At 31.7% G+C, this 15,455-nt stretch carries 11 protein-coding genes and 1 pseudogene; 4 read left to right on the forward strand and 8 right to left on the reverse strand.

Features of this window, described 5'->3' with window-relative positions; genetic code table 11:
* The first annotated feature begins 20 nt into the window (after positions 1-20).
* Positions 21-1,364 carry an ATP-dependent 6-phosphofructokinase gene (locus CR532_RS03815; RefSeq protein ID WP_108729478.1) on the forward strand — a complete coding sequence of 448 codons (1,344 nt, stop codon included), beginning with the start codon at positions 21-23 and terminating at the stop codon, positions 1,362-1,364.
* A gap of 18 nt (positions 1,365-1,382) precedes the next feature.
* Here the strand turns inward: CR532_RS03815 and CR532_RS03820 are convergent, their stop codons facing one another.
* The 5 genes from CR532_RS03820 to CR532_RS03840 form a co-directional block, all read right to left on the reverse strand.
* Positions 1,383-2,714 carry a CoA-disulfide reductase gene (locus tag CR532_RS03820; protein ID WP_108729479.1) on the reverse strand — a complete coding sequence of 444 codons (1,332 nt, stop codon included), beginning with the start codon at positions 2,712-2,714 and terminating at the stop codon, positions 1,383-1,385.
* Positions 2,715-2,728: 14 nt separating this feature from the next.
* Positions 2,729-4,111 (reverse strand): L-cystine transporter, encoded by a 1,383-nt coding sequence (locus CR532_RS03825; protein WP_108729480.1) that lies wholly within the window; start codon positions 4,109-4,111, stop codon positions 2,729-2,731.
* Positions 4,112-4,197: 86 nt separating this feature from the next.
* Positions 4,198-5,775, reverse strand: a complete 1,578-nt coding sequence (locus CR532_RS03830; RefSeq protein WP_108729481.1) for a glucose-6-phosphate isomerase — start codon at positions 5,773-5,775, stop codon at positions 4,198-4,200.
* Between the two features lie 27 nt (positions 5,776-5,802).
* Entirely contained in the window at positions 5,803-6,207 is a 405-nt protein-coding gene (locus CR532_RS03835; protein WP_108729482.1) for a ParB N-terminal domain-containing protein, read from the reverse strand.
* Between the two features lie 5 nt (positions 6,208-6,212).
* Positions 6,213-8,948, reverse strand: a complete 2,736-nt coding sequence (locus CR532_RS03840; RefSeq protein WP_108729483.1) for a penicillin-binding protein 1A — start codon at positions 8,946-8,948, stop codon at positions 6,213-6,215.
* Positions 8,949-9,467: 519 nt separating this feature from the next.
* Between CR532_RS03840 and plzA the strand changes: the two genes are divergently transcribed.
* Together plzA and CR532_RS03850 are read left to right on the forward strand one after the other, a co-directional pair.
* Positions 9,468-10,253 carry a c-di-GMP-binding receptor PlzA gene (gene plzA / locus CR532_RS03845; RefSeq protein ID WP_108729484.1) on the forward strand — a complete coding sequence of 262 codons (786 nt, stop codon included), beginning with the start codon at positions 9,468-9,470 and terminating at the stop codon, positions 10,251-10,253.
* Positions 10,254-10,260: 7 nt separating this feature from the next.
* Complete coding sequence (locus CR532_RS03850; protein ID WP_234416423.1) at positions 10,261-11,349, forward strand: tetratricopeptide repeat protein; 1,089 nt, start codon at positions 10,261-10,263, stop codon at positions 11,347-11,349.
* Here CR532_RS03850 and CR532_RS03855 read toward each other — a convergent pair.
* Positions 11,348-11,647 (reverse strand): annotated as a pseudogene (locus CR532_RS03855) (L-threonylcarbamoyladenylate synthase); the annotation flags it as partial. The gene CR532_RS03850 and the pseudogene CR532_RS03855 overlap by 2 nt on opposite strands.
* Before the next feature lie 129 nt (positions 11,648-11,776).
* Between CR532_RS03855 and CR532_RS03860 the strand changes: the two are divergent.
* Positions 11,777-12,559, forward strand: coding sequence for a septal ring lytic transglycosylase RlpA family protein (locus tag CR532_RS03860; RefSeq protein ID WP_108729486.1), 783 nt, complete (start codon positions 11,777-11,779; stop codon positions 12,557-12,559).
* On the opposite strand, the gene CR532_RS03865 is transcribed toward CR532_RS03860, so the two are convergent.
* Positions 12,549-14,621 (reverse strand): ATP-dependent DNA helicase, encoded by a 2,073-nt coding sequence (locus CR532_RS03865; RefSeq protein ID WP_234416424.1) that lies wholly within the window; start codon positions 14,619-14,621, stop codon positions 12,549-12,551. The genes CR532_RS03860 and CR532_RS03865 overlap by 11 nt on opposite strands.
* Positions 14,599-15,432, reverse strand: coding sequence for a purine-nucleoside phosphorylase (locus tag CR532_RS03870; RefSeq protein ID WP_108729487.1), 834 nt, complete (start codon positions 15,430-15,432; stop codon positions 14,599-14,601). Before CR532_RS03870 ends, CR532_RS03865 begins: the two co-directional genes overlap by 23 nt.
* Positions 15,433-15,455: the final 23 nt, after the last annotated feature.

Genomic DNA, 15,455 nt, shown 5'->3' on the forward strand with positions numbered 1-15,455 from the left:
AATAGAGGAGGCATAATTTAATGTATAGGCTTAGGGATAAGGATTTGGATTTTAGAATAGAAAGTTTAGGAGAGTGCAAACAAGATAATCCTTTAATTGATTTTTATGCTAGCGAGAGTCATATTCACTTTGCTGATAAGACTAATAAGATTAGATTTAGTATTTATAAGAATGAAGAGGGTTGTGATAAATATGAGGATATTCTTTTAGAGAAAGCTGGGCCTAGGGATAAAATTTATTTTATCCCTAGGCATGTTAAGGCAGCTATTACTACTTGTGGAGGCCTTTGTCCTGGTTTTAATGATGTTATTCGCGCAATTGTTAGGACATTATGGAAAATATATGGAGTTCGTAATATTTATGGAGTTAAATTTGGATATCAAGGACTCTTGCCAGATTCTAGCTCACCTTTTGTTGAACTTAATCCTGATGTAGTGGATGATATTAACCAGTTTGGAGGTACAATACTTGGCTCATCAAGAGGTGGAATTAAACCTGTTGAAATAGTTGATACTTTAGAGAGAATGAATATTAACATGCTCTTTAATATTGGTGGAGATGGAACACAGAAGGGATCTATTTTAATTGCTGAGGAAATAGATAGGAGAAATTTAAAGATTGCTGTTGTCGGAATCCCAAAGACGGTTGATAATGATTTTATGTTTGTGCAAAAATCTTTTGGATTTGAAACAGCTGTAGAGCAAGCAGTTGCTGCTGTTGCTGGTGCACACTTTGAGGCTAATAGTGCTTATAATGGGATTGGACTTGTTAAGGTTATGGGTAGAGATTCTGGATTTATTGCTGCTTATACTGCCTTGTCTTCTAATGATGTTAATTTTTGCTTAATACCAGAATTGGACTTTGATATTGAGGGTTCTAATGGCCTTCTTGCGCATCTTGAGAAGAGACTTTTAGCAAAAGAGAGTTTGGATGAAATTCCTCATGCAGTAATATTAATAGCAGAGGGAGCAGGACAAAAATATTTTGATCATGATAGTCGTAGAAAAGATGATTCTGGTAATTTGCTTTATGAGGATATTGGACTTTATATTAAAGATAAGATTAAGGAGTATTTTAAGGCTAAAAATATTCCAATTACTCTTAAGTACATTGATCCTAGTTATATTATTAGAAGTTCTCCAGCTAATGCTAGTGATTCTCTTTATTGCGCTCGTCTTGGTTCAAATGCTGTTCATGCTGCTATGGCGGGTAAGACTAAGTTGTTGATTAGTTTGTGGAGTACAAAATTTGTACATATTCCAATACAGATGGCAGTAATTGACAGAAATAAAGTGAATATAAATGGTTCTTTCTGGAGAGATGTTCTTGCAAGTACTGGTCAGCCATTTAGTATGAAGAATTAAATACAGCTCCTCTTTTATTTATTTTGCTGCGTTGCCTGCAACATTTAGTGCATCCCAAGCTTTTGAGAAGGGTGGAGAATATGCAAAATCCATCATTCCAAGTTCATTTGTTGTAAGATTTGAATAAATTGCAAGAGATAATGCATGTAATCTTATTGCAGCTCCATTTTTACCAATTATTTGTGCTCCGATAATTTCTTTTGTTTCTTCATTATAGATTATCTTAATATATAAATCTTCTTGATTTGGATAATAGCTTGTGTGATTTTTATCTTTAATGAATACTGTTCTGCATTTTATTCCAAGTCTTAAGGCGGCTTCTTCTGTAAGACCAGTTCTTGCTGCTTCAAGAGATAAAACCTTAATAGATGCAGACCCAAGCGTTCCTTTAAAAGAGACGCGTTGATCTGTTAAATTTTCACCAATTATTTTCCCTAGCTTGTTAGCCGTTGTTGCAAGAGGAATATAATCATCCTGCTTGCTTACCATATTATATATTGTAGCACAATCCCCTGCAGAAAAAATATTTTTTACACTAGTTTCGCCATATTCGTTGACAATGATTGCACCGTTTTTTAAAGTTTCAAGTTGACCTTCTAAGAATTCAGTGGCAGGACGTATTCCAGTAGAAAGAATTATAAGATCTGCCTTATATTCAGATTTGTTTGTAATGACTCCTTCAACTCTTTCTGTCCCTATTAAGCTTTTTACAAACTCATCTGTGTGAACTAAAACATTGTTTTTGCTTAGTTCTTCTTCCATGATATTAGTAATTTCTTTATCAAACGATTCAGTTAATATTCGCTTATCTAGTTGGATAATTCTTACGTTTTTTCCTCGATTTTTAGCGGCTTCTACCATTTCAATTCCGATATATCCAGCCCCAATGATTACTATTTCATTTATTTCTTTTTTTTCAAACTGTTCTCTTATTTCTTTCCCGTCTTGCATGGTTCTTAAAGTATAAAAATTATTTAATTTAATATTGCTAATTGGAGGAATAATAGGATTCCCGCCTGTTGCAATCATGAGCTTATCGTAAGTATCATTAAATATTGTACCTGTTTTTAGATTTTTGATTGTAAGAGTGTTATTTTTTATATCTACTGCCAAGACTTCATGTTCAGTGTATACTGATATTCCATTGTTTTCAAATTCAACAGGTGTTCTAGCTATCATGTTTTTTGGTTCATCAAAGAAGCCGCCAATGAAATAAGGTAATCCACAAGCGCCAAAGGATGTAGTAGTAGTTTTTTCATAAATAGTGATATTTAACTCTTTATTGATTCTTTTTGCTTTTGCAGCAGCGCTAGTGCCTGCGGCAGTTCCACCAATAATTATTATCTTCATGTAAATTCCTTATTTTATACTTCATTTTTACTGTTATAAATATTGATATCTAATTGATTAAGTTTTTTGGCTGTAATTACGCCTGCTACCATTGAATCACTTACATTAGCAGATGTTCTTCCCATGTCAATTAAAGGTTCAATAGATATTAAAAGTCCAACGAGTTCGACGGGTAAGTTCATTGATGAGAGAACCATTAAAGATGCCATAGTTGCACCACCACCAGCGCCAGCTACGCCGAATGAGGTTATTATTATTATCCCTAGAAGTTGAAGTATGAATGAAGGATCCATTGGATTTATTCCTTGAGTGGGAGCGATCATTATAGCGAGCATAGCCGGATGGAGCGCTGCACAACCATTTTGACCGATTGATGCGCCAAATGAGCTTGAAAGATTCGCAATACCCTCACTAACCCCTAACTGTTCAGTTTGTATTTCTACATTAACAGGTATTGTTGCTGAGCTAGAGCGAGATATAAATGCAAATGTTAGCACTGGGAATGCTTTTTTGATGAAAATAATTGGATTTAGTCTGTTAAATGCAATTAATGTCATGTGCATTAAAATAGTAATACCAATAGCGAAGTAAGAAGCAAGTACAAATTTTCCAAGTTTTATGATGCTTGAAGCATCACTTGTTGCCAAGATTTTTGTAATCATAGTTAATATTGCATAGGGCGTTAACTTTAAGATTAAAATTAGTACTCCTGAAATTAAATCTTGCCCTGTTGATACTATTTGTTTGAAAAATTCTATTGATTCTGGCTTTTTTCTAGCAACCCTAAGAGCGGCAATGCCTATTAGGGCAGAAAATATTACTACTCCAATTGTTGAGCTTGGTCGCATTCCTGCCATGTCTTCAAATATATTCTCAGGGATAAGTTCTGAAAGTTTTTGTGCAATTGAAGTTTGATTGAGACGTTCAAGACTTTGACTTAATTTTGTGCCATGTGCAATTTCATCTGTACTAGATTGAAGTCCTTCTGCTGTTAGGTTGAATAGAAGAGATGTGTAAATCCCAATTATTGCGGCAATACCCGCTGTAAATACAAGTACTAATATTACAGTTGAGCTCATTTTCCAAACATCTTTACTGTTTGTTAATTTTACTATTGCAGATATTATTGAGACAGTTATGAGTGGTATTACAATCATTTTAAGAAGTCTAATGTAGCCAGTGCCTAAAATATTAGTCCACTTAATAGTTTCTTTTACTATTGTTGGCTCTGAGGCATAAAAATATTTAAGAGATATACCAAAGGCTATTCCTAAACCTAGTGCTATAAATACTCTTTTTGTAAATGAGATATGGTTTTTGTGCAGAAAGAATAGCATTCCTATTAGAGAAAGCATGATTGTGATATTTAATAATATGTAGATTACTGTCATATCCATTTTTACCTCTTATTTTAAACTTAAATAATTAGATTTAAACATATGCTTTTGTCATATTCTTTAAATCTTTCTAAATTTATTTTTTGTCATTGAAGCAATATATCATAAGATTTTATTATTCCACTCTTTAAGTCAGATTTATTTAATATTTGAGTTGAGATTACTTTCCCAAGTTGAACACCTTCTTGGTCGAATGAGTTTATGTTAAGTAAAAACCCTTCAAACATTACCTTGTTTTCATAGTGAGATAGTATTGCACCTAATGCATAAGGTGTAAGTTCTTTTGAATATATTAAAGATGAAGGTCTCTCACCGTTAAAGTTTTTGTTTTTATTTGCGTCTTCTTTACCTTCAGAGAATGCAATTATTTGGGCTATTAGATTTGCTTTTAACTTATCATTGTTTGATGTTCCCTCTACAATTATGTCTTTCTTGAGTTGAGATTCACTAAATCCTATTAAATCCATTGGTACTTTCTCTGTTCCTTGGTGAAGCATTTGAAAGAATGAATGTTGAACATCTGTTCCAATTCCGCCCCAAATTATTCTTACTGTTTTGTAATCGATTGTCTCGCCAAATCGGTTTACACTTTTTCCATTACTTTCCATTTCAAGTTGTTGTAAGTGAAGATAAAAGTTTTCCATTGCTTTTGAATATGCAATAATGCAATTACTAGAATATCCCAGTATATTGCCTTCGTATATACTAATTAGTGCTGCTAGAAGAGGAGCATTCTCTCTTACATTTTTGTTTAATGCTCTTTTATCAACTTCATGAGCTCCTTTTAATATTTCTTTTGTAACATGCTCTGTAAAGCAAAGAGTAATGAGTGCAAGCCCAACAGCTGATGTAGGTGAGAATCGTCCACCGATTGAATCGTGCATAAAAAAGTATTCAAGATATCCCTTTTCAAGTTCTAGCATACTCCCCTTTGAGGTAATTATTATAATTTGTTTTTGATATTCTTTAATGCTGCTCTCTTTTAATTTTTGAATTAAAAATTGCATATTAGAGGCGGTCTCAAGAGTGGTTCCACTCTTTGATACAATGATAAATAAAGTTTCCTGAAGGTCTATTTCACTTAAAACTTCTTCTGCTTCATCTGGATCAACATTGGCAATAAAATAAGCTTTCATTAGATGTAGGTTTTTCTGCCTAGCATAATTTTTGATGGAAGTATATAATGCTTTTGGACCAAGACTTGAACCGCCAATTCCAATTTGTACCACATTTTTGAATGGTTTCCCGTTTGTGTTCTTAATTGATCCGTTTTGAACTTGTTTTGCGAAATCAAAAATTCGTTCAAGTTCTCTTGCAAAAAATTCTCGCATATTTTCATTATTCTCTGTTACGTCTATTCCAAGTTGACCTCTTGTCAAGTGGTGTAGAACTTTTCTATTTTCACTGATGTTAATATTATTTCCATCAATCAGTTCTCTATATTTTTCAGTTAAGCTTGCCTCATCGCTTAAATTTTGAAATATTCTTAGGTGATCTTCATTAATTTGTTTTGTAGCATAATTATAGTGTACATGACTACCTTCTATTATAATGTCGTATTCCTTTATTCTATATTCATTTAAAGTCTTCCTTAGTATTTCAGGATTAGTTTTTTTTAACTCTTCGAAACTTTTAAGTTTATTGAGATTTGTATAATTGAGCATAAATTTCCTCCAGTAATTCTTATATAATTAAAATTTATTGTATTTTCTTATTTTAAAGAATTTTTTTATTTTATATATAATAAATTTAAGGAACCTTATTATTATGTTTTTTTCGGAGTGAATTTTGAGTTGTTCTTCGCCTGAGTTTGCTTCACTTCTTGTAAATGATTTTCTAACATTATTCTCATCAAGTTCAATTTCAAGTAGAGTTTTTTTATTTTCTATGGGAATTACCTTGACTTCAACTTCTTTATAGCCAAGTTCTTTCAAAACTTGGTATCTTCTAAATCCTGCTACTAAATTTTTGTTTTTGTCTATTATTATGGGATAAATTAGGCCATGTTTTTTTATACTTTCTTTAAGAGAGTCTGTGTCTCCTAAGTGGTGTCTGATTCTTTTTTTTATTTTTATTTGCTCTAGATCTATTAACATTGTTATTAATCCAATTGAATATTTTCTCCATTTACATCTTGATGTTCATTGTCATCTGCGGGAGAGTTTTCTTTATTCTCTTTATTGCCTTGAGGCTCGTTTTCTTCAATTGCTGTATTATTTTCTTCTCTTATATTCTCTGTATGGGTTTCCTCATCTATTTTGTCTACGTTAGCATTATCATTTATTGTTATATCTGGGGCATTATTAATAGGCTCTACTTTATTATAATCGTTTTCTACATTATTATTGTTATTTTCATTGAAGTTATTTTCAGATTCTATTTTATTTTCTGTTTCCAATTTGTCAAAATCATACTTTAGATACTCAAATGTATCTGTTTCAAGATTTAGTACATCATTGTTGTTAATATTATCAATTCCATACACATTAAATTCCATTTTGTTTAAAAATTCAGATTTATTTTCATAATATTTTGACTTTTCAAATGGTTGAGTTCCTGAGATGAATATCTCGTTTATTATTTTTTCGTTTGGTATTCCTTCTGGTAATAGCCCTGTTTCTGCTTGTACCGCTACATTAATTATTCCTGTAGGTCTTATAAAAACTTTTTTAGGCAGATTCTTATGATATTCTGCCATAAATCTGCCCCAGCTAGGACCAGCAAGACCCGTACCTGTCCCAGCGGTTCCTAATGAGTATCCTTTTTTATCAAAACCAACCCAAAGAGCTGTTGTTATGTAGGGTGAGTATCCAATAGCCCAGCCGTCGGCCCAGTTTTGAGTAGTTCCTGATTTACCAGCAATATCTGATTTGAATTCTTTAAGGTTTGTATATCTTTGATTTGCTAAAGTTCCATATTGAATTGTTGATTTCATCATGTCTGTCATAATATATGCAGTCTGAGGAGATATTATCTGTGCGTTAGCTCCCTTGTTTTTTATTACTGCTAGGGCAGTAGTTTCTACATTTGCTACTATTTTGCCATTTCTATCTTCAATATACCTTATTCCATATGGTTCTACTTCCCTACCATTGTTTCCCAAAATCGCGAATGCTCTTGCCATTTGCATTGGGGATGTTGATATGACTCCAAGTGCAAGAGGATATACCCTGGGGAATGTCTTATGTATTTCATTTTGATCTTTTATTCCTAATAATTTAGCAGAGTAGTTAATCGCATCATCAAATCCCAATGTATCCAGTACCCTAAGAGATGGGATGTTTAAAGATAAAGCCAGTACCTTACGTGTTAATACATTTCCTCGCCATTTACCCCCATAGTTTTCAGGAGCATAAACTTCTCCTGTTTGATTAAAAAAAGCTACTGGAGAGTCTGAGAACATTGTTGCAGCTGTAATTTTTTTAAGGTCAATAGCAGCTGAAAAATATAATGATTTAAATGCACTTCCAGGTTGTATTTTAGCTTGAGTTGCTCTATTAAATTCATTTCCCTTCCTATATCCGCTTCCGCCAACCATTGCTTTTATTGCCCCTGTTGTAGTGTCTATTGCAATAAATGCACCTTCTGGTTGTACAATTGAATTTGGATTTGTTTTGTTCTTTATTGTATATTCTTTTGTTGCCTTGTCTATTGTATTAATGCCTAGTATTGCCGCAAAGCTTGCAATTAAATCGATATTATCTTCATAAAACTTTCTTGTTCTCAGTTTTTTGTATTGTCTACCGTTGATTCTAGTGCTTGATATGCTGAATAAATCAGAAATTGTGTCAATTACGGGAACGATTTCTGAATTAATTACGAATGTCTCAGATGATTTAGTAGAGTTATACATTCTGCGAGCTTGTAAGATCATGTCGTGTGTAACCTTATCAGCATGCTTTTGTGCATCAAGGTCAAGCGTTGTGTATATTGAATATCCATCTTTATATATGTTCGCCCCAGCTGGAAGATGTCTAACTATTCTCTGTCTTATGTACTCTGAAAAATAAGGAGCATTATCTTCTTTCTCAGAAATGGCAGATGTATCTGCCATGCGAGTCCAATCGTAATTTTCCCAATACTCGCTGAACTCTATCTCAGCTAATTCAGGACTTATGATCTTATTAGCTACGACTTGATTTAATACTGTCTTTTGTATTTTTTTAGAAAATTCTGGATTATAAAATGGTGAATAGAGTTTTGCGTTTGGTAATTGTATAATCATTAAAACGGCTTCCGCGGTATTAATATCTTTAACGCTTTTATTGAAAAAGAATTTAGATGCTGCTACTACTCCGTAATTTCCATTTCCAAAGTAGACTTTATTTAAATACTTCTCAAGTATTTCATATTTTGATAGTTTCTTTTCAAGCTGTATAGCCCACCAAATTTCATTGAGTTTTCTTACAATAGATCTTCTTGCTTGATTAGTATAAAGGAGTTTTGCTAGCTGCTGTGTTAAGGTACTTCCCCCTGAAAAATATCTTCCAAGAGCAATATTAAGAGCAGCTCTAAGGATTCCCATGAGTGAGAAACCTCTATGTGAGTAAAAGCCAGTGTCTTCGCGTATTAAAAGCGTGCTTATTAAATTGTTAGGCATTTCTGTTAAAGAAAGTAGTTCTCTATTTTCATCAGATATAAACTGTGTTATTACCCTGCCGTGAATGTCAAAAAGTTTTGAAGGTATTGCAGGGTTTAACTCCCCAAAATTTTTGTCTCCTTGGATGTTGATAGTCTCAACTAGCGCAATTGAGAGTAAGATAATAGAAAAGCTGATAGCAAAATACGCCAAATAAATGAGTATATTGCCTTTTTTATTAAAGTTAAAACTCTTCAAATTATAGCTCCGTACCCTATTATACTATAAGTATAATAGTAATTAATATTTTTCCTTGAGTTGTTATAATATAAAAATGCTGTTATAATTTCTATGCATATATGATATATGGATTTTATAATGAAAATTAACAAGAAGATAAGATATGGGTTTTTAAAGTATTAATTTATTATTTGCTATTTTTATTGGGATTAATAATAAGTCTATTTCTATGGATATTCCTTTGTACTGGTTAGTGATCATTTGCATTTAGCTAGGAGTTTAATAGGAATTTCTATCGGGTTAGTATTTTATTTGATATTATTGATTTTATGTTTTGCATTGATTTCGAAGTCTAGATTTGATTCTTATATCTATTTAAGTAAGCTGTAGATGATTGGTTGCATCTAGTATTTGGGGTAGAATTATTTTGAAGGTTATTAATGACTTAAAAGTTTTTAATTTTATCGATATAAGATACCTGAATGTCAGTTTTAAATTATTCTATGTTTTTATCGTTTATCAGAAAAGGGGAGGTTTATGCTTTTGTCTAGAAAAATAAAAGATTATGAGACTAAATATAGATGTAAAGAAATTAAAATGAGTACTGAGATAAACAGTTTCCTTAATATTAAAAATACTGTTGAGATGAAAGTTGGTACTTATGTAGTATTTGGAATAATTTATTCTATTTCCATGAATACTATTAAGATTATTTTTCAGGAAGACACAATTTTGCCAATTTTAGCGCAAAATAGAAACTTAGGGAATATTCAAATTAGAAGATTGGATGATTTGACACATAATTCTTTTATTATACCGTCTTTAGCTGTTAGATTAGCAAATACATCTACTTATTCTGGCCAAGACAAGGAGTATAATTTGCTAACGCTGGATTTTTTATCGCCTGTTCCAGAAGAGTTTGCTATGAAGATTGGCAAACTTCTTGATTTAAAGCTTGGGCAGAATCAAAGAATTCATGAGCGTATTATTGTTGATAAGGATTCACTTAGAAAGCTTAAGCTCAGTTCTGATAAAGCTTTTATTGAATTTAACGGAATTAAGCATAAGTGTTTAATTAAAGACTTATCCTATGGTGGTGCACTTTTAATTTCTTATTTTGATTATGAGGAAATGGATGAAAGTGACATTGACTTAACTCTAAATTTTAATATTGCAGGTAATGAAGTTTCTATTCTGGGCAAGACAAGAAATTTAAGTGTTATTCAGACTCCCAATGGTAAGGTTTTAGCTTTAGGTATTGCATTTTATGAGGAAAAAATTCCTCTTGATTATACTATGCTAATTCATGATTATTTTAATTAGAGGATTTATGCTTAAGAATATTGTCTATATTTCTCTTCCAGAGAATTTTACAAGGCGGATTAAAGATTTCGTGTTCGATCCTACAATACTTTTGCCTGTTGAGGTCAATAATGTTTTAAATTTTTCTCAAATTGAACTTAATTTTGAGGCTATTATGTCTGCTATTCTCAAAATTTCTGCTTATGAGAGGGATAATGTTAATTTTCCTTATTATAAAAAGCTTCTCTTAGCTTTAAATCCTAATATTTTTGCTGAACTTATTAATGCTGGATTGATTAAGGTTGATGAAGGAGATTATAGCTTGGCTCTTGAGATTTTTTTGGCATTAAAAGGTATTGATGATAAAAATGAGATTCTTCTTCTTAATTTGGCATTGTTGTATGAGCGGATGGCTGAAAACTTCCTGAAGGCTGAGCAAGGTACGGATGCTCTTCATAGTGATCAAAATGCTTTAAAAATTTATGAGAAACTTTTGGGATTTAAAAGTCCAAATGAAAATGTGTTTGCAAATGCTGGATTTTTTTTTGTTAGACAGTACAAATTAGATAAAGCTCAACAGTTGCTTAAACATTATTTAAAAATTTCTGACAACTCAAGGTTAAAGGGTAAAGTAAGTGAGATTTTAAATGCTATAGGGAATCATGAGAGTTTGGACTTAGGTCTTGAGAGGATATATGATCTTATTATTTTGTCAAGAGAGGATGAAGCTATTTCTGAACTAATTAGACTTTTAAAGTATAATGAGGGATTGTGGAATGCTTGGTTTTTGCTTGGGTGGGGATATAGAAGGAAGGGGTTTTATTCTGAAGCGAAGGACGCTTTTCTTAAGGTATTATTTCTTGACTCTAAGAATGTTGATGCTATGAACGAGCTTTCAATCTGCTTTATGGAACTTTTGGAGCTTGATGATAGTCTTAAGTATTTACTTAGAGCTTTAAAGCTTGAACCTGATAATGTCAAGATTATTTCAAATCTTGGAATTCTTTATTTAAAGATGGAGCACAAGAAAGAGGCTTTAAAATATTTCAAAATAGTGCTTGAATATGACCCTAAGGATTCCCTTGCGCTTAAATATTTGGAACTTTTAGATAAATAATTTTAGTTTGTGCTTTGTAGGTTATAGGACCCGGAGTAAATTTTTGCAGTAGGATTAACGCACTACTGGGGATATACTCTACAAGTTCTCTTATTCTTTCTATAGAATCGACATGCACTATTAAAGGATTTGTAATAGGTCTTTTCTTTACTAAAAAAAGCATCCTTACCGCAGAATCACTGTATGCATCAGCTCCAATGCCATATACTGTTTCTGTAGGGAATATCACTAGCTCTCCCTCTCTTATAAACTGTGCGGCTTTTTCTATCTCTGAGGATTCTATTATTACTGTCTTCATTTGTTATTCATTTATTTTCACAATTCTTATTATTAATTAAAGCAACAAATTTGTAAATAAATAATTTAGAGAAATATAGAGGTTTTGCTTTCTGTTGAAAATCTTGGGTTTTATATTATAATATGAAATATGGTAAGTTTGATTAATCTTATGAGTGGTAGCTCTAGATTTATTTTTTTGTTCTTAATTTTTATTGTTGCTAAGCTGGATAGTGCTACTGTAGGGCTTGCCTCATGGTATGGGGAGGCTTTTCATGGTAAGGCTACTGCTAATGGTGAAAAATTTGATATGACAGCACTTACTGCTGCTCACAAGGAACTTCCATTTAATACTGTTGTAAGAGTGACTAATTTACTAAATAATAGAACAGTTGTTGTAAGGATTAATGATAGAGGTCCTTTTAGAAAAGATAGGGTAATTGATTTATCAAAATCTGCTGCTGAAAAGCTGGACTTTCTAGGCATAGGCGTTGCGCCTGTAAAAATTGAAATATTGGAAAAATCGGATGAAAGGAAAGTTGTAGCGCACGAACCCAAAAAGGCTTCAAATACAGTAAATTCATCTAAAGTTGATTCTTTATTGGAAAGTTCAAAACTAGACAAAGATGCTACTTTAGATAAGGGTGGCTCTGATGTTGCGGAATCGGCCTTACATGATCTTATTAAAGAGCCTGATTTCTATATACAAGTTGGTTCTTATAAAATGAGAGATTATGCTGAGAGAGCTTATAGAGCATTACAGAAGGTTGGACTGAGTGTTTTAGTACATGCGCATGGATCTTTTTTTACAGTTTTCGTTCCGACTCATGCTGATGATGTACATCAAAATGTTGAGCTTATTAAATCTACAGGATATAAGGATATTTTGGTAAGAAAGACTAAGATCCCAGGGGATAATCTTGCTATAGATTAGTATTTTGTTCTTGTTTTTTAAAGAATATATCTATTATTTGTTTTATATTTTCAAAATTTGAATAATGAGTTTCGATGTCAGGTAAGGATTCGAGGAAAAGCTTACCATAGGTTTTCTCAAAAATTCTTTTGTCAAAACATACTATAATTCCATAATCTTTTGAATCCCTAATCAATCTTCCAAATCCTTGTTTAAATTTTATTATTGCTTGTGGTAATGTTTCTTTTGTAAAAAAGTTTTCTCCCACTCTTATAGCTAATTCGTTTTTTGCTATTAAAATCGGATCTGAGGGGGTTTGAAATGGAAGTTTTGGCATTATTACCATTGTTAGTTTGTCTCCTTTAATGTCAATTCCTTCCCAGAAATTTTTTATGCCTATGAGTACGCTTTTTTTTTGTGAATATTTGAAAGAATTTATGAGCTCATGTTTTGGCAAATCTCCTTGGACAAAAATATTTATATCATTCCTTAGTAAAAAATCTTTAATATTTTTACCTATGTATTCTAAGCTTTTAAGTGAGGTTAAAAGAATTAAAGTCCCTCCTTTATTTAGCATTACAAGTTCTTTAATGTATATTGCTGATTGGCTTAGGAATTCTTCTTCGTTATTGGGATTTTCAATGTCTGATATAATCGTGAGTATTGATCTTTCCTTGTAGGGAAAAGAATATGGTAACTTTTCCGTTTTTATCTCTTTGTCGCTTAAGTTCAGGCCAGTCTGGTTGAAAAAATATGAAAATGATTGGTTTGTAAGAAGAGTAGCTGAAGTAAAAATTACTCTTCTTAGTCTTTTATGCATAATTGAATTTAGTCCAGGGGCTAAATTGATCTCTGACGTTTTGAATATAGGAATATTCTTTTTATTTTCTATCCAGAAACAGAGATTGATATAGCTATTCTCAGAGATGAAATTTTTAATTAATAGTTCTTTTAATTCTATATTCCTAATTAGCCTATTTAGCTCGATTTGTGCTACTTGATTTTCAAGGTCTTGTATTACTGACGTTATGGCTGTTCGATAATTTTCTAGATTATAAATAATATCTTGTAAATGTGTTTTAATTCGCATATAAAAATCGAGTTTATGTGTAGCATTGGTGATTCTATAAATAGATGGGAAATCTTTTGTTGTTCGTATAATATATTCAATGTTCTCAAAACTTGATATTGTTGCAATTTCAAAATTTTTCTTGTATGCACCGCCTATATTTTGCCTTTTGATTAGTTTGTCTATTTTTATAAAGAGTTGCTTTATTCCAATTCTTGAGAAATTTTTGTTAAACAGGGTTCTTGCAGCTTCTTCTAAATAGTGAGCTTCATCAATTATAACGTTTTTAATATTAGGTAAGATTAAGTTAAGCTCTTCCTCTGTATCAATTTTTTCAGAGTCATTTTCATGAGTTTCTTTTTCTGTTAATATTTCATTTCTTATGTAGAGATCATTTAATAGTAAATGATGATTTGTTATGATAATATCACATTCTGATGCTTTTCTTCTTGCCTTTTTAAAAAAACATTTATTCTCATCAGGACAGGTGATGCCTGAGCATGTTTCAATGCTAGCTGATACTTCTTCCCAGATTTTGTCATCGATAAAATTAAGTTCGTCTTTATCACCAGTTTTTGTGGTTTTTGCCCAGTAAATTAATGATTCTAAATTTTTTTTATTGAATGTGTATGTTAAGAGACTTCTTTCAAATTCTTCAAGCCGGCGAAGGCATAGGTAATTTCTCATTCCTTTAATTATTCCAAACTTTATTTTGCAAGGAATAATATTCTCTAAAGATTTAATATCTTTTTTAATTAGTTGTTCTTGAAGGTTAATAGAGGCTGTTGAAATGATTACTTTTTCTTGTGTTTTTTGAATAAAATCAATAGCAGAAATTAAATAGGCAAGACTTTTTCCCGTACCTGTTGGGGCTTCAATAACTAAGAAATTCTCATCGTTAAAGGCTCTGCTTACTTTGTCTATCATTCTTAACTGATTATTTCTTGTAACAAAGCCTTTAACGTTTAGTTCAGCTTTTTTAAGTATATATTCAATTAAGTTCAATTCTATCAATTATTCCTTTTAATAATTTTGCTAAATCCTTCGATGATTTTTCTGCATTTATTTGAATTTCCTCTAAAGTTATGGAGTTTTCTTGTATGCCTGACGCCATGTTTGTTACATATGAAATGGCTACTGTATCCATCTCCAGATAAGATGCCATAATTATTTCAGGCACTGTTGACATCCCAACTAAATCTGCACCTATGGTTTTAAAAAACTTTATCTCAGCTGCTGACTCAAAGGATGGACCAGCAACGGCAATATAAACACCTTCTTTCATCTGTTTTCCAAAAATATCCTTATAAACATTTCTTGTAAATTCTATTAGACTTGAATTATTATAAATTGAATTTAGTTCTGGAAATCTTGGTCCCAACTTATTATCGTGCTCGCCAATTAATGGATTTATTCCCATAAGGTTTATATGGTCGTTTATTAAAATGAGATCAGTTGTGGCAAATTGGCTGTTAATTCCCCCAGAGGCATTTGTAATAATTAAATCCTTGATTCCAATTTTTTTTGCAAGCAGTATAGGCATTATTATTTCTTTAGGATGATAACCTTCATAATAATGAAACCTTCCAGAAAACAGAGCAATATCTTTGTTAACTTTAAGTATCCCCTTGTGACTTTCTTCTGTTGATATTGGGAATCTTTCTATTTGGGTGTAAGGTATTTCAACTCCATTATCACATATTGCATCTACATTACTAAACCTAGTGCCAAGTATAACTGCTACTTTGGGTTTAAACTTTGATATGTTGTCTTGAATTGAATTATATGCTTTGTCAACTCTTTGATTAATTTCTTTAAAATTCATTTTATGCTCCTTTAGTATGATGT

It is taken from the genome of Candidatus Borreliella tachyglossi, from assembly GCF_003076595.1.
GTDB lineage: Bacteria > Spirochaetota > Spirochaetia > Borreliales > Borreliaceae > Borrelia > Borrelia tachyglossi.